Below are 21,450 nucleotides of genomic sequence, written 5' to 3' on the forward strand. Positions count from 1 at the left end.
CGCCGCGCTCAGCCACGGCTGGTTTCCTCCTGCGCCACCGGCGCCGGGGCGGTTGCGGCGCGTAGCAACAGGCTCACCGCACTCCAGGCCAGCAGGCTGACCAATGCCAGGAAGCCCATCACCGTCTGATAACCATTGAGAAAGGCCGCCTGGACATCGCCCGCCGGCGCAGCGGCGAACTGATGGAACAAGCCGACGCCCACGGCCAGCCCGATACCGCCGCCGACATTGTGCAAGGTCATCAGCGAGCCCATGGCCACCGACCCCACCTCCTGGGGCACCGAGGAAATCCCCAGCACCGTCGATGGCCCGAGGATGCTCGCCCAGCCCAGGCCCATGACCACGAAGGCGCCCAGCAGGTAGGGCAACGATGTCTGGCGCTCGAACCCGGCCTGCAACAGCGCGGACAGGATGAACAGCGCCAGCCCGGCCTTGATCAACAACCCCGGCCCCTTGCGGTCCACCAGGCGCCCCACCAGCGGCGACAGCAACGCCACGCCCAGGGTGGTAGGCAGCAGCAACAGGCCGCTGGCCTGCACCGAGGCGCCACGGATCTGCGCCAGGTACAGCGGCATGACGAAGAACGCCACGCAATAGAACACCGCCAGGCTGAAGCTCGCCACCACCGCCGCGACGAAACGCCGGTTGGCGAACAGCTTGAGATCGATGATCGGCGCCGCGACCCGCCGCTCCACTGCCACGAACCCGCCCAGGGCCAGCAGCGCCAATAGCGCCAGGCCCAGGACCGGCGGCGATCCCCAGCCCCAGGCCGCGCCCTGGACGATCACCAGCACCAGGCTCGGCAGGCCGATCAGCAACAGCAAGGCGCCCCAGCCGTCGAGCCGGGTCCCGGCCTGCGCCGCTCGCGACTCCCTGACGCTGAAGCTGCAGATCCCCAGGCTCAGCAGCACGAACGGTACGTTGATCAAAAAGATCCACTGCCAGCCGAAACTGCTGGTGATCAGCCCGCCCAATACCGGCCCGGCCGCCAGGCCCACGCCGTTGACCCCGAACAGCACACCGAAGGCCCGGCCCTGCTCGGCACTGTCGAAGGTGCTGGAGACGATGGCGCCCGAGGCGGTGTAGAGCACCGCGCAAGCCAGCCCCTGGAGTACCCGGGCCGCGATCAGGGTGTCGATCTGCCCGGCCAGGCCCGCCGCCAGCGAAGCCAGGCCGAACACGCTCAGGCCAATGAACAGCACTCGCTTGCGACCGTGCAGGTCGGCCAGCCGCCCCACCAGCACCATGAAGCTGGACAACGCCAGGATGAAGCCGTTGATCACCCATTGCAGGCTGTCCACCGCCGCCCCGAGGTCGGCCTGCAAGGCCGGCAGCGCGGTATTGACGATGGTGAAATCCACACAACCGAGAAAACTGGCGATGCTCACTCCGAGCAAGGCCCACCATTTGCGTTGCTGTTGCGCAAAAACGCCCATGGAAACTCCTTGAATTCAAAAATCCCGTTGGCCGTGCCCCAAGGCGACGGCCATTGGCAGAAAAAAACATGGACTCAGATGGCGATGGCGCCGCTGGTCCAGTTCGGGTGGATGGCACCAGGCAAGGTGAACGGGATCGGGATCCCGCGCTTCTTGAACTTCAGCGGCAACCAGCGCACCCGGTCCGGGCTGTGGGGCTCGATCAGCAAGTCGCGGCTGGTGGCCATGGCCGTGGTCATCTGCTGTGGATAGAGCACGTAGTGGTAACCCTCGTCGGCCCATAGCGGCAGGATGATCGGGATCTCCTCGAGGATGTATTCCCGGCACTGGGCCGCCGCCCGCTCCAGATCAGCGTGTTCGTCACGCAGGCGCAGGCGCTCGATGAACACGCCGATGGTGCTGTCGATGGCCTCGCGCAGTTCCGCCTGCTGCTGGTAGACCTGGTTGAGTTGCTGGCGCAGTTCGGCATAACGATCGCTGGCCAGCTCCTGGTTCCAGCGGGTGATGTGGTAGGGCACCCGCAGGCCATCGAGGATCACCTGGTTGCGCGCCAGCCAGGCATCGCCATCGCGGATCGCCGCCGACAGCGCCTCCCCCGGCGACTGGCCATGCTTGTTGTGCCGTTGCAGGGTGTCGGCCACCACCACCTTGACGTGGCTGAAGCCGGACTGGTTGATCAGGTGGATGGTCGAGCGCAGCTTCTGGTCCTCGTGGTACTCCTGGCCGACGCTGACCGCCAGTACCACCCGCTTACCCTCGAACTGATGCTCTTCGCCGCCCTTGTTGAAGTAGGCCTTGAGGTTGATTTCCTGCACCTTGCTCATGAATTCAGCTCCAGTAGGCCAAAGGTTGTTGTTCGCCGTAGTAACCGATGAAGACCCCGAGGGTGACCCGGGTGCTGGTGGCCGAGGGGCGCACCGCGTGGATCAGCCGCGGGTTGAGCAGGATCAGGTCGCCGGGCTCGGGCTTGACCACGAAGTCCGGCGGCGGCAGCAGGTGGCGTTCGATGCCGTAGGCCCGTTCGCCGCGCAGGCGCTCGTATTCCTCTTCGTCCGGCTCGATGCCCCAGATCTCCAGCTCGCCACCGTCCTCGGGAATCTCCAGGTAGATGTTGGTCGACAGCTGGGTCAGCAACGGTGGGCTGTGGCCCTCTGGCGCATTGCGCTCGAGCTTGTCGGTATGGGGCGTGAGATCGACCCCCGAGCCCTGGAAACGGGCGATACCGACAAAGCACTTCTGCCCGTCCACTTGCAAAAGGTGCGCCCCCTGGGGCCAGACCTCGTCCAGCAGCAGGCGCAGCTCATCGATGGGCGAGGCCAGTGGGCGGAACAGGTTGCGGATCTTGCGGATGTTGGGCAGCGCCAGGGCGTGGTACTCGGCCCGGCTCTGCTCATCCTGGATCTCGATATAGGCCTTGCCGATGCGCACGAACTCCTGCTGCTGGCTGAAGGCGCTGCGCAGATCCTGCTGGTACAGGTGGTCGCGTGCCACCTGCAAGGTATCCGGCGGACAGAAACCCTTGAGCTGAACGCCGTAAGAGCGTTTTTCCACCACATCGATAATGTGCCGCGCTTCAAGTTTGTCGGCAGTAGTGACTGTGAACATGCAAGCTCCCTTATTCCCTGGAAGTAGCGATGAAGTGCATCTGGATGGAACGTAAGAATTTGTTGCAAGGCCACCTTAGGCAGTCCCCCAAGGCTTGTGAAATACCCTTTATCTCTAATATCCAAACTTAAAAACGTATCGAAAATCAGGCAAATACCGGCCATCACAGGTCCTTTTAACAGGCTGCGGAACAAGTATTAAATTCACTGATAGTTAACTTGAAAGATTCACATCTTCAACTGGATAGTTGCTCTTTCCTCCTGAGTTTTATTAATCAAATCGCCATCTTTCATTCAACTTCATTGAACTGCCGATCGATATGGGCCGAGGCTTCGAAAGACTTCTGGATGATGCCCTCTTCCCGATACAGGTCGGCGGTGCGTTGTAGGTCTTCCACCACCGGCGGCCCCACGGCGATACGCCGAGGTTCGGCATAACGGTTGGAACGCAGGTGCACCTCCACCGGCAGCCCGCTGTAAACGGCCTGGATCCGCGAGAACTCCTCCTGGTGCTGGTTGGCCCAGGCATAGGCACGCCCCAGGCGACGCAGGAAATCGGCGATCTGCGCAGGTTTTTCGGCAATCGCCTGGTCGTTGGCCACCAGCAGCATATGCCCGGCGAACAACCCCGCGCCGCTGACCAGCACCCGGGTGCCGCCTTCCAGCTGCACCATGCTGGTGTAGGGGTCCCAGGTCGCCCAGGCGTCGGCCTGGCCGTTGCTCAAGAGGCTGCGTGACTCGGCAGGCTGGAGAAAGATGAACTGCGCATCGCTGCCATGCAGGCCCACCGAGCGCAGCGCCGCCAGCGCCAGGAAATGGCCGATGGACCCCCGGGTGGTGGTGATGCGCCGCCCCTTGAGGCTGGTGGCGTCCTGCAAGGGCGAGGCGTCCCTGACCACGATCGCCACCGCCGTGGGGGTGACCTTGAGCTTGATCACCCCCACCGTCTTGAGCGGCGCCCCAGCCGCGGCGGCGAACACGAACGGCGCATCTCCCAGGCTGCCGATGTCCACCGCTCCGGCGGCCAGGGCCTCGGCGGTGGGCGCGGCGGCAGCGAACGAGGCGAACTCGATGGGATACGGCACCTGCTCCAGCTCCCCAGCCGCTTGCAGCAGGATCTTCAGCGACTGCTTCTGGCTGGAGACCCGCAGCGTCGGTTCGGCCAGGGCCTGGGCGCCGAGCAGCAAGCCGCCGCACAGCGCGATCACTTGGCCCAAGCGCTGGCGCCAGGACTTGCCGGTAGGTTCGGCCATCACTCAGAACGCCAGGCTGACGCGGCTGTAGTAGTAGCCGCCACCCAGGCCGTAGGGCGAGAACATCCCGTACTCGTAGGTGCCAGCCCAGGCCTTGAGACCGATCTTGTCCGGGTAGACATCGAACAGGTTGTTGGCCCCCACCGCCACCGTGAGGTTCTGGGTCACGTCGTAGGCCACGTCCAGGTCGGTGATCCACTTGGCGCTGTAGGTCCGGTCGTTGGCCGGGATGTTCGAGCCTTCGGTGTATTCGCCAAAACGGGTCAGCTGCAGGTTGGTGGTCCAGTCGCCGACCTTGTAGTTGGTGGACAGGATCCACTTGTCCTTGGGCGTGGACTGGGTCAGGTCGATCTGTTGCTGGCGGTCGAACAGCACATAACCGGCCCCCAGCCGCGACAGCGCCGCCGGGGTGTCGGCCAGGTCGCGAATGGTGGTCTTGTTGTGGTTGTAGGCGATGCTCCACTTGGCCGTGCCGTACTCGCCGAACGACTGGCTGTAGTCGGCCACCACATCCACGCCCTTGGTCCGGGTGTCCGCGGCGTTGGTGTAGTACTGCCCGGCAAGGTTGGGCGACAGGCCGTTCTCCACCAGGATCTGCGACACCGCCGGGCCCTTGAGGATGCCGGTCTGGAGGATGCGCTTGTCGATGTCGATCAGGTAGAAGTCGGCGGTCAGGCGCAGGCGCTCGGTGGGCTCGGCGGTAAAGCCCAGGCTGTAGTTGCGCGAGGTTTCCGGTTCCAGGTCCTTGGCGCCCAGGGCGATGGCCTCGGGCGAATCGGGACGCATCTGCTTGGTGCGCACCGAAGTGGTGGTGCCGGCCGCGCCGAACTGGGTCACGGTACTGGTGGTGGAGAACACGCTCTGGGCCAGGGACGGTGCGCGAAAGCCGTTGCTCACCGCCGCCCGCACCGCGTAGCCGGGCAGGAACTCGTAGCGGGTGGTGAGCTTGCCGCTGGTGGTGTCGCCCACCCCGAGGTTGTACTTCTCGTAGCGCGCCGCCGCCCCCACGTACCAGTTGGGGGTGATGTTCAGGCCCAGGTCGATATAGGCCGCCTCGCTATGCCGCTTGAGGCTGTAGGCGTCCTCGGGGGTGGTACCGTTGACCGAGAACAGCCCCGGGTCGGGCACCACGCCGGCGAAGGGGCCAGTGGCCGGGACATAACTGCCCTGGTTATAGGAGTTGGCCTCGCCCTCCTCCAGCGCGTACTTCTCCCAGCGGTATTCCACGCCGAAGGATGTCTCCAGCGGGCTGCTCCAGCCGATGTCCAGGGCCCGGGAGAAATCCAGGTTGTTGGTCCACTGGTCGAACACCAGGTTGCCCAGGTGGAAGTCGTGCTGGCTGTAGGGGCCGTTGGAAATGTTCAGGTTGTTGGCTGTGTCCAGCACCCCACGATCCTTGCCATAGGTGCTGGACAGGTCCCAGTCCCAGCCGCCCAACAGGCCCTTGGCGCCGCCGGCGACCTGGAAATCGGTCTCGCGGATTTCACGGCGGGCCTGGCCACCGTTGGGATACGGGGCGTTGGGCACCCCGGCCAGGCTGGTGATGTCGGTGGGCTTGCGGTGCCCCAGGTCCTTGTTGCTGTTGCGGTAGCTCAAGGTGGAGAACGAATACAGCTTGAGGTCGTCCTCCAGGGGCAATTCGGCGTTGTAGGCCAGGCTGGTGGTGCGATCGCGCCCCAGGCCGTACTCGGTGCCCCAGCCCTGGCGATGGCTTTCCCTGGGGTCGGGCGAGCCATCGGGCTGGTTGAAATACAGCTGGCCGCTGGCGGCGCTGGAACGCTCGTAGGGTTCCTGGAGCTTGGCGTCCCAGGACAGGTTGATGAACCCGCCGCTGTCCCCCAGCTTGCTGCCCCAGTTGAAGGCCTCGTGGCCGGTGGTGCCGTCGCCGTCGTAGTACTGGCCCAGGCTGGTGTCGGACGTCAGGCCCTCGGCATTGCGCTTGAGGATGATGTTGATCACCCCGGCGATGGCGTCGGAACCGTACTGGGCCGCCGCGCCATCGCGCAGCACCTCGATACGCTCGATGGCGGCGGTGGGGATCAGGTCCAGGTCCACCGGCACCGAGGCGTTACCGACCCGCGCTCCGTTGTTGATCAGCGCCGAGTTGTGCCGGCGCTTGCCGTTGATCAGCACCAGCACCTGGTCGCCGCCCAGGCCGCGCATGCTCACCCCACGCACCAGGAACGCGGTACCGCCACCGTTGATGGTGGGCACGTTGAACGACGGCAGCAGCCGTCCGAGCATCTCTTTCAGGCCGTTCTGGCCAATGCTGCGCAGTTGCTCGCTGTCGATCACATCGATCGGCGCCGGGCTGTCGGTGACCGTGCGCTGCTGGCTGCCACGCACCCCGGTGACCACCACGGTGCCCAGGGTCTCGTCGGCGGCCAGCACCTGTTGCGCCGGGGCCAGGCCCAGCAGGCCGAGGCCCAGGGGGGCAGCGCCCAAGGCGATTTTATGCAAGGAAATACCCATGACTTCAGATCCTTTCGAAGAATGCTCAGCGCGCTCGGGCGGCAACGGTTTCGACTTCGATCAAGGCACCGGGCAGGACCAATCCCGCCACTTGCACCGTGGTCCGGGCTGGCTTGAGCGGCTGTTCCTGGGTCCCGAAGAACTCGCGAAAGGCGGTTTGCAGGCCATCGAAGTCCAGCTTGCCGCCCAGGGCCGGATCGCCCACCAGGTAGATGCGCAGCTGCACCACATCGCCCAGGCCCAAGCCCTGGCTGGCGAGGATCGCCCGCACCTTGCCCAGCACCACCCGCGCCTGGGCCTCGGTATTGCCCACCGCGTGGATCTGCTCCTTGGCGGCCTTGGGGTCCACCGGGTCCGGCAACAGGCCGGACAGGTAGGTCACCTCGCTATTGGCCGGCAGGGTCACGGCCTGCAGGATCGGCGAATTGGGATAGGTGGACGGTATGCGCTGAATTCCTGCGGCCCAGCTATTGGCGGCAGCGAACAACAGCCCCAGCCCTACGACGGTATTTTTCAAAGACATGCAAAGACGCTCCCAAGGTTGTGGTTGCCAGCCTCGGAGGTCCGCTACCCGGCATGGGTTACCGCTGTTTTTATGAATGCTCGGCCGGTTCAGGCCGTTTGTTGTAGCGATGCGCCTTGCGCCCGCTGGAACAGTTGCCGCACCACCCGGCGGGCGGCGCCGGCGGCGGCCTCCTGCCAGATACCCACGCCGCTGTGGGCCAGGCCGTCGCTGGTCAGGTAGACCCGGCCCTGGGGCTGGTTGAGCAGGCTGTAGTCCGGCTCGACCACTTCATGGCTGATCCAGGGCCCGAAGTTGTAGGGAATCCGGCTCCAGGCGATCACCAGCGGATTGCGCAGTTCATGGCTGTGCCCCGGGTGCAGCAGCTCCACTGCCTGGCGGGAGATCTCGATCTGCTGGGCCAGGCTCTTCTCGCCGAATTTGCGCGCGGTCTCGCCATTGTTGTAGGCCGCCACCAGCACCCCTTCGGGCTGGTTGAAGCCGCCACTGGGATACCACAGCCCCGAGGCCTCCTGGTTGATGAAGGACAGCCCGCCGTAGATCTGGTACTGGCTCTCCCAGAAGCGCCGTGACTGCCAGGCCACCTTGTTGGCGTAGCCGAACTGCACGGCGGCGATGGCCTGGCGCACCGGTGCGCTGAAGTTGTTCTCGACCCGGGCCAGCAGCGGCAAGGGCAAGGAGCTGATCACATAGTCGGCCACCAGGCGCTGGCTGCGGCCGGTGCGCCGGTCCAGGTAGGTCACCTCGACGCTGTCCTGGCGGTTGCTGATCGAGCGCACCTCGCTGTGCAGCCGCAGTTGCCCCTTCAAGTGCCGGGCAAAGGCCTGGGGGATGCGGTCCATGCCGCCCACCGGCTGGAACATGGTGGGCGAGAACTCCGGGTATTCGTCGATCATCAGCGCCGTGGTCAGCGCCGGATTGAGCAGGGTCTGCAAGGGCAGTGGATCGTTCTTCTGCGCCAGCTGGTCGCCGGCCCCGGGCCAGACCTTGTAGCCGGAGCGGGCCGAACCCAGGTACTCGAGCTTGTCCGACAGGTCGCCCCAGGTCTTGAGGAAGCTCAGCAGGTTGTCGCGATCCGCCGCGCTCAGTTCCAGGTCCAGGGCGTGGCGGTTGACCGCCTTGGCCAGCAGTGCGGAAAAATGCCCGCGGCTGTCATTGACCGCCTGGCGGATCTGCAGCGCCGGCTGGTTCAAGTCAGGGCGGACCAGGGCATTGCGGCTGGTGTTGACCAGCACCTCCAGCTCCACCCCCAGCTCGCGGCAGTAGCCGAGCATCAATTGATGGTGGCTGGGCAGGCGCCCGGCGCCGGCATTGAGATAGAACCCCGGATCGAAGCGCGCCACTTGCGCGCTGCCATCGCTGTACTCCACCCGATCGCCGCCGCGCACCGTCCAGTTGCGCCCGCCGACCCGGTCGCGGGCCTCGAGCAAGGTCACCTTGAACCCGGCCTTGTGCAGCTCATAGGCACTGACCAGGCCGCCGATCCCGGCACCGATCACCACCACCCTGGCGCCCTTGCCCACCGGTATGGCCGGCAACGAGGCGTAGTTTTCCTCGACCGCCTCGGCATTGCCCGCCATGCCGAACAAGCCCAGGACCGCGCTCGCCGCCTGGACGCCGCCGACCGCGGCGATACGGGCGATCAATTGTCTTCTGGTCAGTGGCATGCCAGCGCTCCCTGCTGCGGATGGATAGTACGTTCGGTTATAGCCCGGCGACTTGTGCAGTCACTTGGGTCTATGGAAAGCCATCCTAGGGGCGCTTATTTAATAAGAGAAATACATTTTAAGCATATGCAAATATTACTTTGTTTCATATTCAAGCGATTATGAACTGCGTCACACGCATAAATATTCACCCCTGCATAGCCTCAGTGCACTGCGTGGAAAAGACTCGCCTGGCTCCACTCGCCTACGTCTATAACATAATTATTGAACGGTAACATTTATGATGATACCGTTCAAAAAAATAGTTACCAAGGATGAGTCATGACTCAAGATTTCCAGCCAATCGAAGCAGATCTGCTGCTGTTGGCCGCCTATATCGAAACCGTGCTAGGCGACCGGCCAACATTCGCTACCTGGTCCCAGGCCGCCAAACTCCCCCATTACCTGACCAGTACCTATTCCTGCCTGGAGATGAAGCTGCTGGGGCAGGCCTGTATCGTGCTCATGCAAAACCAGCAGGTGTCCATCAGCCTTCCCGATATCAAGAAACACCTGCAGGCCCTGCGCAAGCTGACCGATGCACCACTGCTGCTGGTGGCGCCCGCACTGGCTTCCTATGAACGCAAGCGGCTAATCGAAGCAGGCGTGCAGTTCATCGTGCCAGGCAACCAGCTGTTCATTCCCGAGCTGGGCCTGGATCTGCGGGAATACTTCCGGGCCCGTCAGGAAAAGATCGAACACCTGAGCCCGGCGACCCAAGCCATGCTGATTCACCTGCTGATGAACAACTGCACATCCTCCCTGCAGCTCTCCCAGGCGACCCTGGGCCAACCGTTCAAATACTCCAAGATGACCATCTCGCGGGCAGTGAAGGAGCTCAAGAGTCTGGATCTGGTCACGCTGGGCGCAGATCGCCAGCAACACATCGAGATCCATACTCCTGCCCGCCAGCTCTGGCGCAACGCCAGGAAACACATGCGCTCCCCGACCAGGAGAACCCTGTGGCTGAATACGGTCCCGCAGCTCGATGGGCAGCCTTTGCTGCTCGCGGGCGAGTCGGCCCTGGCAGGCCAGACACTGTTGGTCGCCCCCCGGTTGCCGATCTATGCCTGCTCGAGTGAAACCCTGGCCAGGCTCCAGGGCATCGACGCGACGATCATCGAAGTCGCTCGGGACGAAGCAGCCTGCGCGCTGGAAATCTGGTCCTACGAACCCACGATCTATGCGTGGGCCAAACCCTGGGTCGATCCTTTCTCGCTGCTCCTGAGCCTGCAGGAGAGCAAGGATGAACGGATCCAGATCGCCCTGGGCCAACTGGAGGAAGACATGCAGTGGTGAAGGGGCTGGAGCGCTTTCGAGAATTCTTTGCCGACTACAGCGATCGCTATGTGCTGATCGGCGGGGTAGCCGCCTACCTGAGCATGGAGGAAGCCGGCCAGGCATTCAGGGCCACCAGGGATCTGGACATCGTGCTGATCGTCGAGGCCCTGGACAGCTCCTTCGCCGCCAGCTTCTGGGACTTTGTGCGCCATGGCGGTTATCGGATCAGGCAACGTAACGACAGGCCGGTCTTCTATCGATTCACCACACCGCAAGACGACAGCTTTCCAGCGCAGCTCGAACTTTTCTCACGCAGCCCCAGTGGAATCGACCTCGCCGACGGGGCAACCTTGAGCCCGCTTCCCGTCGAAGAAGCCGTATCGAGCCTGTCCGCCATCCTGCTCGACGACCGTTACTACGACTTCCTGCTGGGCGGCATACAGCAAACCGACTTCATCAGCCACATCGGGGCCGATCGCCTGATCCCCCTCAAGGCTCATGCCTGGCTGAACCTGACCCAGCAACAGAGCAACGGTGAAAGTGTCGATAGCAGGAATATTCGCAAGCATCGCAACGACATCCTCAGCCTTTCGGTGCTGCTGGCCCCCCGATCAATAGTGTTGCCCCAAGCCATCGCCGAGGAATTGAGCCGGTGCCTGGCGCTGCTGGCCGAACAGTCGATTGAGCCGGCAACCCTTGGCCTGAACGAAGAACTGCCCGCCGTGCTCCAGCGAATCAGGCAAGCCTTTCACCTGGCCTGACCTGGGCTCAGTTATCCGCAACTGCCTTGGCCTGGGCCGCTGCCAGCACCCGCAGCAGATTGCCGCCCCAGATCTTCGCCAGGTCGGCTTCGTTGTAGCCCGCCGCCAGCAGGCGTTCGCTGATGCGTGGCAGTTGCGTCACATCCTCCAGCCCCTCGACCCCGCCACCGCCATCCCAGTCGGCGCCGATGCCCACATGCTCAGGCCCCACCACGTCGAGGATATGCAGCAGGTGCTTCATGTAGTCGTCGAGGGTCGCCCTGGGTTGCGGGTAGCGGGCTTCCACCTGGCGGATGCGCTCTGCCAGGTCCGCCACTTGTCCGGGGCCGAGGCTGGCGGCCAGGCGAAACTCGCGGTACAGCGGCCCCAGGGCCTTGGCACGCTCGGGGTTGGGGACGGCGTCGATCAGGTCGCTGGGGAAACTGTTGACCTGCACCACCCCGCCCTTGGCCGCCAGCTGGCGCAAGCGCTGGTCATCCAGGTTGCGTGGATGGTGGGTAATGGCCCTGCTGCTGGAATGGGAAGCGATGATCGGCGCCGTAGACAGGGCCAGCACCTGGTCGAATACCTGGTCCGAGGCATGGGACACATCCAGCAGGATTCCCAGGCGATTGGCCGCGCTCACCAGCTCGCGTCCGGCCGGGCTCAGGCCCCGCCATTGCGGCAACGCGGTGGCCGAATCGGCGAAATCGTTGTTGGCCGAATGCACCAGCCCCAGCATGCGCAGGCCCAGGCGATGGTAGGTGAGCAGCCGTTGGGGATCGGCCGCCAGGGGCTCGGCGTTCTCCATGCTGATGAACACCACGCGCTGGCCACGGCCGACGATGGCCGGCACATCCTCGGCACGCAGGGCCAGGGCGAAGTCCTGGGGATGGGCGGCCACCAGGTCGCGGATTCGGGTCAACACCGCCAGGCCGTGCTCGCTGGCCTGGGTCCGGCCTTCGGCATCGAGCGGCCCCTGGGGCGTGAAGATCGCCCAGAAGCCGCCATCCAGGCCGCCCTCGCGCATCCGTGGCAGATCGACCTGGGACAGGTCGTCCTGGTAGCGATGGCGCTGGCGGATGTCCCAGCCCGGCCGGGCCAGCTGCATCGGGGTGTCGAGGTGGCTGTCGAGTACGGTCAGGCGTTGGTGCAGGGCCGCGGCGGGCTCCTGGGCCAGCGCCCAGGGGCTGGCCAGGGCCAGGGTCAGCAAGGATCGGCGCAGCATGGGGCCTCCAGGGCCGGTTGGAAGGACACTCAGGCCCTCAGCCCCAATGGAAGCTGCGGTCCCAGAGGCCGGAAACATCCAGCGGCTGGGGCAACACCCCGGCCTCGTAGAACAGATCGGCCACGTCCTGCTGGGACTTCACCGCCGCATCGTCCACCGGTTGCAGCAAGCGCGGGCCGCTCTGGGCGCGGTATTGGGCCAGGAACACTTCCCGGGGCATGCCGAGGATCTGCGCGCTGCGGGTCGCCCACTCCTCGGGGTGGCTGGCGATCCACTGCCAGGAGCGGTATTCGCGCAGGATGTAGTCGGTGATCGCCGCATGCTTGCGCGGGTCGGCGATGCTCTGCTGGTTGGCGGCGATCACGTAGTTGCCCGACAGGTAGCCTTGCCCGGTCTTGAGCACCCGGGCCCCGGCACGCAACTCGGCCAGCTGGATGAAGTAGCCGAAGCTGACCCAGGCATCCAGGGCGCCGTTCTGGAACGCGGCGAAACCATCCTGCGGGGTCAGGGCCATGGGCACGATGTCGGCGAAACCCAGCCCCTGCTCCTTCAGCGCCTTGAGTAAAAAGTAATGGGAACTGGTGGAACGGATGTAGCCGATACGCTTGCCCTTGAGCTCGGCCACCGACTGCACCGTGGAGCCCTTGGGCACGATGAAGGCCTGGTTGTTGACGTCGCCGGTGAGCACCGCGATCAACTTCACCGGGGCCTGGTTCTTGATGCCGAAGATCGGCGGGATCTCGCTCATCGGCGAGATGTCCAGGGTGCCGCTGACCAGGGCCTCGAAGCTCAGGTTGCCGCCGGTGAACTCGGCGTACCTGACCTGGTAAGGGGGTGGTTCGATACCCGCCTGGGTAAAGAAGCTCGGGGCCGCGCCCTTGTAGGTGGCGACGTTCAAAGTGACCCCGGACCAGTCGGTGGCGGCTGCCAGGCCCAGGCGCGGCAAGGCGCCGGCCAGGCCGGCAAGGGCCGAGAGTTGCAGGAAACGACGACGCTGCATGCTGGCTGTCCTCAATCGAGAAAATCCGCTTCTTCGCGCAGGATGCGCTCGCGGTAGGGCTGGAAACTGAACCAGCCACCGAACTCGGTGCCCACCTGGCGCGCCGTGTGGCGGGCCACTTCATGGGGAATGGGCCGGGGCGTACCGGCAGCCTCCGCCAGCAGTTGGGCCTGGGCGGCGTTGTCCATGGCGATGAAGCGCCAGGCCGCCGCCTCGACGGTCTCGCCCACCGTGAGCAGGCCATGGTTCTGCAGGATCAGCGCCTTGTGCCCGTGCAAGGCAGCGGCGATCCGCGCCCCTTCGCTGGCCTCCAGCACCACCCCGGAGAAGTTGTCGAACAGCGCGTGCCGCTCATAGAAGGCGCAGGCATCCTGGGTCAGCGGGTCCAGCAGGCGACCCAGGCTCGACCAGGCCTTGCCGTGCAACGAGTGGGCATGGGCGGCGGCCACCACCTCGGGATGGGCCTGGTGCAGCGCCGCATGGATGGCGAAGGCTGCAAGATTCAACGCGCCCTCGCCTTCGACGATGGCGCCGTCGGGGTCCACCAGCAACAGGTCGGAGACCCGTACATGGCCGAAATACACCCCCACCGGGTTGACCCAGAAATGCTCCGGGCGCCCCGGGTCGCGCACCGTGATATGCCCGGCCCCCCCCATGTCGAAACCCAACCGGGCGAAAACCCGGAACGCCGCCGCCAGGCTCTGCTTGCGTTGCAATCGCTCGAGCTCGACGCTGGCTTGGCGCGGCGGGTGCTCCCAGCGAAAAACCGTATGCCCATCGCGGGGCAAGTCATACACCGCGGGACGAAAATGTGCGGTCATATCCACTCTCCTTGAAGTGCTCATCAATACCCTGCTCCCGCCTGCCCCTCTGCGGTCTCAAGATCCCCGCGCCTGCTACGCAGCCTTCGGCAGCGGCGACACAAACCGCCATGGGCCTTGCCTGGCGATCACCGCAAGACCTAGGCACCGCAGGCTAGTAGCCACGCTGGATCTGCACCGGATTCTCCAGGGGTAAACCATCGCCCCAACGCCGGAGGTTGCGCTCCAGCAGCCGGGCGATATTCAGGTAGACCCCGGGCGAGTTGGCCGAGGTGTGCGGCGACAGGTGAATCCGTGGATGGCGGTAGAACGGATGCCCCTCGGGCAACGGCTCGGGATCAGCCACATCCAGGCTGGCCAGGCCGATGCGCCCGCTGTCCAGGGCCTTGAGCAGCGCCGGCTGATCGATCAGCGCGCCCCGGGCGATATTGATCAGGTGCAGCCCCGGCTTGGCCATGGCCAGCACATCGGCGTCGATCGCCTGGCGGGTCTGCTCGGTCAGCGGCACCGCCAGCAACAGGTGGTCGGCGCGGGAAAACAGTTGCCCCAGGTCGCTCACCGCTTCCACTCCGGGCACCTGCAAAGGCTGCGGCGAACGCCGCAAGGCCAGCACCCGCATGCCCAGCGCCAGGGCCTTGGGTGCCAGCTCCCGGGCAATGCTGCCAAAACCGAACAAGCCCAGGGTGCTGCCGGCCACCGCCGCCAGCGGTCGTTGCTGCCAATGTTCGGCGCGCTCGACCCACACCTGGGGCAATCCCTTGGCGGCGGCGAAGATCGCCGCCAGGACGAACTCGGCGATGCTGGACGCAGTGCAGCCCCGGGCGCTGGCCACCGGCAGGTGCTCGAACAGCCAGCGCGGGAAATAATCCAGGCCGGAACTGGCCAGTTGCACGAAACCCAGGCCGAAGGGCCAGCCGGTCGGTGGCTGCGCCGCGTCGCGAAAATCGGCATGGGGCGCGGCCAGCAGCACCTGGATATCCGTGGGCAAGCCGACGGGAATGCCCCGGGGCAGGTCCAGCACCTCGATCCCGGGCAGCCACTGGCGCAACTGCCGGTTGAAGGCTGCATCGAGCTGGCTGGCGATGCGCGTCACACCTGGGCTCCACGGCTGGGCAAGGCGAACGCGGCACGCCCCACCGCGCCGAGGATGGCGTCGTTCTGCGGCGTATGGATGCGGCTGCACAGCACATCGCGATAGTGGCGCTCGATGGGATTGCCCCGGGCCAGCCCCGGGTTGCCGATGGCCTCGATCCCCAACTCCACCGCGCTAATGGCGTTGCTGGTGACCAGGTACTTGACCTGGGTGGCCTCGCTGGCGGCGATCCGCCCTTCGGCGGCGGCGTCGAGCAGTACCCGGTTGTTCAGCAACAAGGCATCGATACGCCCGATCAGCTCCTGGAAACGCGGCAGGCTCGACAGCGGCGCGCCGAGGTTGGCCGGGGCCCGTTGAGCGAGCCAGCCCAGCAACCAGTCGCGGGCGGCGCGGGCCACCCCGTCGTAGATCGACGACAGCAAGACCGTCAGCCAGAGCACGCCCTTGCTGTCCAGCTCCGAAGGTCGCGGGACGTTGGCCGGCTGGATGTCCACCGCCTGTTCCAGGGGCACGAACACCTCGTCGAAGATCACATCGTGGCTGCCGGTGGCACGCATGCCCAGATGGTCCCAGGTTTCCTCGATGCGGATGCCCGGGCTGTCACGGTGTACCAACCAAGTACCCACGCGGGGCTCGGGCTCGTCGCTGCGGGCCCACACCGCCAGCCAGGTCAGCCCGGGAATGCCGGTGGAGTAGATCTTGCGACCGCTGAGCGACCAGCCGCCCTCGACCCGCCGCGCCAGGGTCGCCGGCAGGCCGCCACGAGCGGGAGTGCCCAGGTCCGGCTCGACCCGCAATGCATTGATCAACGCCCCATCCTGCACCGCTTCGCGGGCCACTTGCTGGCGCAGGTGCAGGGGCCAGGCGGTGTTCTGCTGCAGGCGCGTGTGCTGCAGATACTGCATCACCAGCACCAGGGCGGTAGAAGGTTCGCCCTGGGCCACGGCGCCGACCACCCGCCGCGCCTGGGCCAGGGTCGCCTCGCTGCCGCCCAGGGCCCGGGGTACGGTCAAGGCCAGCAGACCATGCTGGTGCAGGCGTTGCAGGTTGGCATGGGGAAACTCGCTGTGGCGATCATAGTGGGCCGCCGTGGCGGCAAACTCCTCGCTCAACTGCTGAAGCAGGTCGGCGAACGCTACGGAGTCCAGCTCAAGGGACGCCGCAGTGGCGATGGATGGTTCGGTGCAAAGGCTCATCGGCTGGCAATCCTGCTCAGTGGTGGGGCAACAAGGGAGGCCGGCTCGGCCTCGGTTTCGACGCCCAGTAATTGCAGCAACTGCCCACGCAGTTGCTGGAACCCGGGAAGGCCGGCCTGGCGCGGGCGCGGCAGGCGGATCGGCAGTTGTTCGGCAATGCGCCCGTTGGCCAGCACCAGCACGCGGTCGGCCAACAGCAGGGCTTCATCGACATCGTGGGTCACCAGCAGCACCGCCGGGGCATGGGCCTGCCACAGGCGGATGATCAACCGATGCATGCGGATCCGCGTCAGCGCGTCGAGGGCGGCAAAGGGTTCGTCCAGCAACAACAGCTGCGGCTCACGCACCAGGGCCCGGGCCAGGGCCACGCGCTGGGCCTCGCCACCGGACAAGGTGCCGGGCCAGGCAGCCAGGCGATGGGCCAGGCCCACTTCCTCCAGCGCCGCCTGGGCCCGCTGGCGCACCTGCTCGCCACGCACGCCGAGGGCGACGTTGCGCCAAACGCGCTTCCAGGGCATCAAGCGTGGCTCCTGGAACACCGCGGCCATGGCCGTCGGTACCTGCAAGCGCCCGGCGTCGATGGGTTCCAGGCCGGCCAGGGCGCGCAGCAAAGTGGTCTTGCCCGAGCCGCTGCGGCCCAGCAGGGCGACGAACTCTCCCGGGGCGATGTCCAGGTCCAGTTCGTCGAGCACCGCTTGCCCGGCGAAGCGCCGGGTGATGCCACGGCCTTCGACAGCGGCCGACGAATGGCCAGCGGCAGTCGGGCCCGGTGGCGAAGATGACAGGTGCATGGCTCAACTCCTGATGAAAGTCGGCCGCCAGGCCAGGGCGAAACGTTCAAGGCCCCGTACCAGGGCATCGATGCCCAGGCCGAGCACGCTGTAGACCAGCAGGCAGATCACGATCACGTCGGTGCGCATGAAGTCCCGGGCGTCGTTGACCAAGTAGCCGATGCCGGCGCTGGCGTTGATCTGCTCCACCACCACCAGGCCCAGCCAGCTGATGCCGAAGGCGTAGCGCAGGCCGACGAAGAATGCCGGCAGGGCCCCGGGCAGGATCACGTGGACGATCAGTTCCCAGCGCTTGAGGCCCAGCAGGGTCGCGGCTTCCACCAGCTTGGGATCGAGGCTGCGGATGCCGGAGAACAGCGTGAGGTAGATGGTAAAGGTGGTGCCCAGGGCGATCAGGGCGATCTTGGGCGTCTCGCCGACCCCGAACCAGAGGATGAACAGCGGCACGATGGCCAGGAACGGCAAGGTACGCAGCATCTGCATCGGCGAGTCGATGGCCAGCTCGCCACCGCGTGACAGGCCAGCCAACAGGGCGAGCAGCGTACCGAGGCTGACGCCGATGGCCAGGCCAGCGAACGCACGCTTGAGGGACACCCACAGATGCCCGCCCAGTTCACCGCTGCCCAGCATCTGCCACAGGGTGGCACCGATGGTGCTGGGGGCGGCGATGACTCGCGCCGGCAACAACCCGGTGCGCGCGGCCAGCTCCCACAGCAAGAGCAGCAGCAAGGGGCTGGCCAGGCGTAGCAGCAGCTGCACCAGGACCCGGTATCCAGGGCTTGCGGTCCAATGGCCGAAGACTTTGAGCGGGGCTTGCTCAGGCATTTCAACATCCCTATTTCAGCGCGTTCGAATCCCATGCTAACTACATAAAAAACGTCCGTGAAATTCGTTTTGGTTCTAAATTAATATACAAAAATTGCATTAACTGACAATCGATATATGCAATTAACTTTAATATCGGCGAGCTGTCCACGCCGTTCAGGACGGTGACTGGCCGACACGGGCGGCCACCATTTCGCCGAACATGCTCACCGGCTCCTGGAGGTTGCCGAGGAAGCGCGGATGGATCAGCCAGAGGTCGATCACCGGCTTGAAATCACTGACCGGCACTATCTCCAGCTTGTCCCGGTGGCTGCTGTTCTCCAGCAACGGCAGCGGCACCAGGCCATACCCCAGGCCATTGGCGATCAGCCCGAGTTGCAGCTCGGTGCCGAAGGTCTCCAGGTTGATCTGCAGCGACAGGCCCTGGGCACTCAGGGCCCGTTGCAGTCCGGCGCGGAAACCACAGCCATCGGGATTGAGCACCCAGCCGCGCTGGTAACAATCGGCAAGCTTGCACGAGCGCTTGCGTGCTTCGCCCCGGGCCGCCACGACCACCAGGCTCATGCTGGCCAGGGAACGCCCCACCACCGCCTCGGGAAACACCTTGCCGGCAGGGAACAGCGCGGCCACCACATCCAGCTCGCCGTTCTCGACCTTGCCCAGCAGGTGGCTGCCCCAACCGGTGGCCACCGAGGTCTGCAACTGCGGGTAGAGGGCCTTCAACTGGCTCAGGGCATCGAGCAGCACCACATCGCCGATGGTCTGTGGCACGCCGATGCGCAGGGCGCCGCTGGGGGCGCCGTCACTGGCCACCAGCTCGTTCAACGCATCGATGCTGCGCAGCACTTCCAGGCACTGGCCATACACCCTGAGGCCCATGCTGGTGGGCTTGAGCGGCTTGGTATTGCGATCGAGCAGCTCGACCCCGAGCGCCTCCTCGAAGTTCTGCACCCGGCGGGTGATGGCCGGCTGGGTCAGTTGCAGGGCGTCGGCGGCCTGGCTGATGGTCTGGCAGCGGATCACCGCCACGAATGCGTTCAGATCATCTATCTTCATTCTTTTTTCGCATAATAAATGACTGGAAAAATGTTCGATAAGAATAATACCTTTTAGCTCGACCGTGTAGTTCGTGTCGTTCGTCCTGTGTCCACGGAGGGAACCCATGCCCCACAACGCCTCGACCGTCTCCATCGCCTCACCCAACCTGGCCCGCCTGCGCGGCTTCATCGGCGAGCTGGCCGAACTGCTCGACAGTCATCCCGACGAAGCCCGGGTCCTGGACCAGGGCGCGGCCTTGCTGCAACGCCTGGTAAGCCAGGACGACTGGCTGCCCGACGCCTTCGCCCAGGCCGATCCGCAGCACTACCAGCAATTCCTGCTGCACGTCGACTCGCGCCAACGCTTCTCCGTCGTCAGTTTCGTCTGGGGCCCGGGCCAACGCACGCCGATTCATGACCACCGCACCTGGGGCCTGATCGGCATGCTGCGCGGCGCCGAGGACTCCCAGGGCTTCGAGCGCCTGGCCGACGGCCGCCTGCAACCTGCCGGGGCACCGGTGCGCCTGGTGCCGGGCCAGGTGGAAGCGGTGTCACCGAAGATTGGCGATATCCACCAGGTGACCAACGCCCATGCCGACCGGGTGTCCATCAGCATCCATGTCTACGGTGCCAACATCGGCGCGGTGCGGCGTGGGGTGCACGACCTGGACGGTCACGAGAAGCTCTTCATCTCCGGCTATTCCAACACCTTGCTGCCCAACCTCTGGGACCTGTCGAAGGAGCCCCTGCAATGACCGATTTCCCGACCCGCAGCCCGGCACAGATCCGCCAGGCCCTGCTCGAACGCCAGGAGCTGGCCCTGGTGGACGTGCGTGAAGAAGCGCCCTTCGCCGAAGCCCATCCGCTGTTCGCCGCCAATATCGCGCTGTCGAAACTGGAGCTGGAGGTGTATGCGCGCATCCCCAGGCGCGATACCGCCATCACCCTCTACGACCAGGGCGAAGGCCTGGCCGAACGCGCCGCGGCCCGCCTGCGGCAACTGGGCTACAGCGATGTCGCCCTGCTTGCGGGCGGCCTCGACGGTTGGCGCAACGCCGGGGGCGAGTTGTTCAAGGACGTCAACGTACCGAGCAAGGCCTTTGGCGAACTGGTGGAGGCCGAGCGCCACACGCCATCGCTGGCCGCCGAGGAGTTGCAGGCCTTGCTCGATCAACAAGCCGACCTGGTGGTGCTCGACGCCCGGCGCTTCGACGAGTACCAGACCATGAGCATCCCTGGCAGTACCAGCGTGCCCGGGGCCGAACTGGTGCTGCGGGTCCGCGAACTGGCGCCCGATCCGCAAACCCGGGTGGTGGTCAACTGCGCCGGACGCACCCGCAGCATCATCGGCACCCAATCGCTGGTGAACGCCGGCATTCCCAACCCGGTGGCGGCCCTGCGCAACGGCACCATCGGCTGGACCCTCGCCGGCCAGGCCCTGGAACACGGCCAGCAGCGGCGCTTCAGCGCACACGCCGGCGCCCATCGCGCGCAAGCCCAGGCCGCGGCCCGGGCGGTGGCCGATCGGGCCGACGTGGCGCGTATCGACCTGGCCCAGTGGCGCCGCTGGCAGGCCGAACCCCAGCGCACCAGCTACCTGTTCGATGTGCGCAGCCCGGAAGAATTCGCCGCCGGCCACCTGCCCGGCGCCCGCTCTACCCCAGGCGGCCAGCTGGTGCAGGAGACCGACCATTTCGCCAGCGTGCGCGGCGCGCGCCTGGTGCTGGTGGACGACGATGGCGTGCGGGCCAACATGAGCGCTTCCTGGCTGGCGCAGATGGGCTGGCAAGTGGCCGTGCTCGACGGCTTGCGGGGCAGCGATTTCAGCGTGCGCGGGGCGTGGCAGGCGCCATTGCCGGACAGCCCGGCGGTCGAGGAAATCAATCCGCGGACCCTGGCCGACTGGCTGCGCGAGCCCGGCACCCTGGTGCTGGACGTGACTGCCAGCGCCAACCATGTACAACGCCATATCCCCGGTGCCTGGTGGGTCTTGCCCAGCCAATTGGCCCAGGCCCTGGAGCAACTGCCGCCACCCGAGCGCTTCGTCCTCACCTGCGGCAGCAGCCTGCTGGCGCGCTTCGTCGCCCCGCATTTGCAGGCCCTGGCCCAACGCCCGGTGTTCGTTCTCAGCGGCGGCACCAGTGCCTGGATCGAAGCCGGGCTGCCCGTGGAGCAAGGCCAGCAGCGCCTGGCCTCGCCTCGCATCGATCGCTACCGGCGCCCTTATGAGGGCACCGACAATCCCCGGGACGCCATGCAGGCCTACCTGGACTGGGAGTTCGGCCTGGTGGCGCAGCTGGGACGCGATGGCACTCATGGGTTCTTCGTGATCTGAAGGCAGCCAATGGCTTGTCGGCTCGGGTCGACAAGCCATTGCGGGGGGCTGATGGACGCCTGGAAAGTGCCATCAAATGGCCAAGTGACAAATAGCAATAATTCTCGAT

Annotated in this window: 19 protein-coding genes; 4 read left to right on the plus strand and 15 right to left on the minus strand. The window is 65.6% G+C overall.

Annotated elements, in window-relative coordinates; genetic code table 11:
- Positions 1-8: 8 nt before the first annotated feature.
- The 7 genes from CAG11_RS09165 to CAG11_RS09195 form a co-directional block, all read right to left on the minus strand.
- Complete coding sequence (locus CAG11_RS09165; RefSeq protein WP_022642815.1) at positions 9-1,436, minus strand: MFS transporter; 1,428 nt, start codon at positions 1,434-1,436, stop codon at positions 9-11.
- Positions 1,437-1,510: 74 nt separating this feature from the next.
- Complete coding sequence (locus tag CAG11_RS09170; RefSeq protein WP_085596080.1) at positions 1,511-2,260, minus strand: tRNA-dependent cyclodipeptide synthase; 750 nt, start codon at positions 2,258-2,260, stop codon at positions 1,511-1,513.
- 4 nt (positions 2,261-2,264) lie between these two features.
- Positions 2,265-3,041: a 2OG-Fe(II) oxygenase gene (locus tag CAG11_RS09175; RefSeq protein ID WP_022642813.1), complete on the minus strand. Its 777-nt coding sequence runs from the start codon at positions 3,039-3,041 to the stop codon at positions 2,265-2,267.
- A gap of 289 nt (positions 3,042-3,330) precedes the next feature.
- Positions 3,331-4,293, minus strand: coding sequence for an aliphatic sulfonate ABC transporter substrate-binding protein (locus tag CAG11_RS09180; protein WP_085596081.1), 963 nt, complete (start codon positions 4,291-4,293; stop codon positions 3,331-3,333).
- A gap of 3 nt (positions 4,294-4,296) precedes the next feature.
- Positions 4,297-6,765: a TonB-dependent siderophore receptor gene (locus CAG11_RS09185; protein ID WP_085596082.1), complete on the minus strand. Its 2,469-nt coding sequence runs from the start codon at positions 6,763-6,765 to the stop codon at positions 4,297-4,299.
- 25 nt (positions 6,766-6,790) lie between these two features.
- The gene (locus tag CAG11_RS09190; protein WP_022642810.1) at positions 6,791-7,288 is read right to left on the minus strand and encodes a RidA family protein; all 498 of its coding nucleotides are present in this window, start codon (positions 7,286-7,288) and stop codon (positions 6,791-6,793) included.
- Between the two features lie 89 nt (positions 7,289-7,377).
- Positions 7,378-8,955, minus strand: coding sequence for an FAD-dependent oxidoreductase (locus CAG11_RS09195; RefSeq protein ID WP_085596083.1), 1,578 nt, complete (start codon positions 8,953-8,955; stop codon positions 7,378-7,380).
- A 321-nt stretch (positions 8,956-9,276) separates the two neighbouring features.
- On the opposite strand from CAG11_RS09195, the gene CAG11_RS09200 reads away from it, so the two are divergent.
- Positions 9,277-10,293, plus strand: a complete 1,017-nt coding sequence (locus CAG11_RS09200) for a hypothetical protein (protein ID WP_085596084.1) — start codon at positions 9,277-9,279, stop codon at positions 10,291-10,293.
- Positions 10,287-11,036, plus strand: a complete 750-nt coding sequence (locus CAG11_RS09205) for a hypothetical protein (protein ID WP_085596085.1) — start codon at positions 10,287-10,289, stop codon at positions 11,034-11,036. The genes CAG11_RS09200 and CAG11_RS09205 overlap by 7 nt, the downstream gene beginning before the upstream one ends.
- A 7-nt stretch (positions 11,037-11,043) precedes the next feature.
- On the opposite strand, the gene CAG11_RS09210 is transcribed toward CAG11_RS09205, so the two are convergent.
- From CAG11_RS09210 to CAG11_RS09245, 8 genes are all read right to left on the minus strand, one after another.
- A complete protein-coding gene (locus CAG11_RS09210; RefSeq protein WP_085596086.1) occupies positions 11,044-12,243 on the minus strand; it encodes a dipeptidase in 1,200 nt (399 codons plus the stop codon).
- A 37-nt stretch (positions 12,244-12,280) separates the two neighbouring features.
- Positions 12,281-13,243, minus strand: coding sequence for an ABC transporter substrate-binding protein (locus CAG11_RS09215; RefSeq protein ID WP_085596087.1), 963 nt, complete (start codon positions 13,241-13,243; stop codon positions 12,281-12,283).
- Positions 13,244-13,254: 11 nt separating this feature from the next.
- Positions 13,255-14,064: a class II aldolase/adducin family protein gene (locus CAG11_RS09220; protein ID WP_085596088.1), complete on the minus strand. Its 810-nt coding sequence runs from the start codon at positions 14,062-14,064 to the stop codon at positions 13,255-13,257.
- A gap of 154 nt (positions 14,065-14,218) precedes the next feature.
- Entirely contained in the window at positions 14,219-15,157 is a 939-nt protein-coding gene (locus CAG11_RS09225; RefSeq protein ID WP_085596089.1) for a D-isomer specific 2-hydroxyacid dehydrogenase family protein, read from the minus strand.
- On the minus strand, positions 15,154-16,353 hold the full coding sequence (locus CAG11_RS09230) for an acyl-CoA dehydrogenase family protein (RefSeq protein ID WP_085596090.1): 1,200 nt from the start codon (positions 16,351-16,353) through the stop codon (positions 15,154-15,156). The genes CAG11_RS09225 and CAG11_RS09230 overlap by 4 nt, the downstream gene beginning before the upstream one ends.
- On the minus strand, positions 16,350-17,144 hold the full coding sequence (locus tag CAG11_RS09235) for an ABC transporter ATP-binding protein (RefSeq protein WP_085596091.1): 795 nt from the start codon (positions 17,142-17,144) through the stop codon (positions 16,350-16,352). Before CAG11_RS09235 ends, CAG11_RS09230 begins: the two co-directional genes overlap by 4 nt.
- Before the next feature lie 3 nt (positions 17,145-17,147).
- Complete coding sequence (locus CAG11_RS09240) at positions 17,148-17,969, minus strand: ABC transporter permease (protein ID WP_085596092.1); 822 nt, start codon at positions 17,967-17,969, stop codon at positions 17,148-17,150.
- Between the two features lie 156 nt (positions 17,970-18,125).
- A complete protein-coding gene (locus CAG11_RS09245; protein WP_022642800.1) occupies positions 18,126-19,025 on the minus strand; it encodes a LysR family transcriptional regulator in 900 nt (299 codons plus the stop codon).
- A 106-nt stretch (positions 19,026-19,131) separates the two neighbouring features.
- On the opposite strand from CAG11_RS09245, the gene CAG11_RS09250 reads away from it, so the two are divergent.
- Positions 19,132-19,761, plus strand: a complete 630-nt coding sequence (locus CAG11_RS09250; RefSeq protein ID WP_085596093.1) for a cysteine dioxygenase — start codon at positions 19,132-19,134, stop codon at positions 19,759-19,761.
- On the plus strand, positions 19,758-21,341 hold the full coding sequence (locus tag CAG11_RS09255; protein ID WP_085596094.1) for a rhodanese-related sulfurtransferase: 1,584 nt from the start codon (positions 19,758-19,760) through the stop codon (positions 21,339-21,341). The genes CAG11_RS09250 and CAG11_RS09255 overlap by 4 nt, the downstream gene beginning before the upstream one ends.
- Positions 21,342-21,450: the final 109 nt, after the last annotated feature.

It is taken from the genome of Pseudomonas sp. B6(2017) (genome assembly GCF_002112765.1).
Lineage (GTDB): Bacteria > Pseudomonadota > Gammaproteobacteria > Pseudomonadales > Pseudomonadaceae > Aquipseudomonas > Aquipseudomonas piscis.

Coding starts and splice junctions, on each gene's coding strand:
- CAG11_RS09185 (WP_085596082.1), bottom strand. CDS start 6,765: ATGGGTATTTCCTTGCATAAAATCGCCTTGGGCGCTGCCCCCCTGGGC.
- CAG11_RS09235 (WP_085596091.1), bottom strand. CDS start 17,144: ATGCACCTGTCATCTTCGCCACCGGGCCCGACTGCCGCTGGCCATTCG.
- CAG11_RS09175 (WP_022642813.1), bottom strand. CDS start 3,041: ATGTTCACAGTCACTACTGCCGACAAACTTGAAGCGCGGCACATTATC.
- CAG11_RS09240 (WP_085596092.1), bottom strand. CDS start 17,969: ATGCCTGAGCAAGCCCCGCTCAAAGTCTTCGGCCATTGGACCGCAAGC.
- CAG11_RS09165 (WP_022642815.1), bottom strand. CDS start 1,436: ATGGGCGTTTTTGCGCAACAGCAACGCAAATGGTGGGCCTTGCTCGGA.
- CAG11_RS09255 (WP_085596094.1), top strand. CDS start 19,758: ATGACCGATTTCCCGACCCGCAGCCCGGCACAGATCCGCCAGGCCCTG.
- CAG11_RS09210 (WP_085596086.1), bottom strand. CDS start 12,243: ATGCTGCGCCGATCCTTGCTGACCCTGGCCCTGGCCAGCCCCTGGGCG.
- CAG11_RS09190 (WP_022642810.1), bottom strand. CDS start 7,288: ATGTCTTTGAAAAATACCGTCGTAGGGCTGGGGCTGTTGTTCGCTGCC.
- CAG11_RS09195 (WP_085596083.1), bottom strand. CDS start 8,955: ATGCCACTGACCAGAAGACAATTGATCGCCCGTATCGCCGCGGTCGGC.
- CAG11_RS09180 (WP_085596081.1), bottom strand. CDS start 4,293: ATGGCCGAACCTACCGGCAAGTCCTGGCGCCAGCGCTTGGGCCAAGTG.
- CAG11_RS09230 (WP_085596090.1), bottom strand. CDS start 16,353: ATGAGCCTTTGCACCGAACCATCCATCGCCACTGCGGCGTCCCTTGAG.
- CAG11_RS09220 (WP_085596088.1), bottom strand. CDS start 14,064: ATGACCGCACATTTTCGTCCCGCGGTGTATGACTTGCCCCGCGATGGG.
- CAG11_RS09200 (WP_085596084.1), top strand. CDS start 9,277: ATGACTCAAGATTTCCAGCCAATCGAAGCAGATCTGCTGCTGTTGGCC.
- CAG11_RS09215 (WP_085596087.1), bottom strand. CDS start 13,243: ATGCAGCGTCGTCGTTTCCTGCAACTCTCGGCCCTTGCCGGCCTGGCC.
- CAG11_RS09250 (WP_085596093.1), top strand. CDS start 19,132: ATGCCCCACAACGCCTCGACCGTCTCCATCGCCTCACCCAACCTGGCC.
- CAG11_RS09245 (WP_022642800.1), bottom strand. CDS start 19,025: ATGAAGATAGATGATCTGAACGCATTCGTGGCGGTGATCCGCTGCCAG.
- CAG11_RS09170 (WP_085596080.1), bottom strand. CDS start 2,260: ATGAGCAAGGTGCAGGAAATCAACCTCAAGGCCTACTTCAACAAGGGC.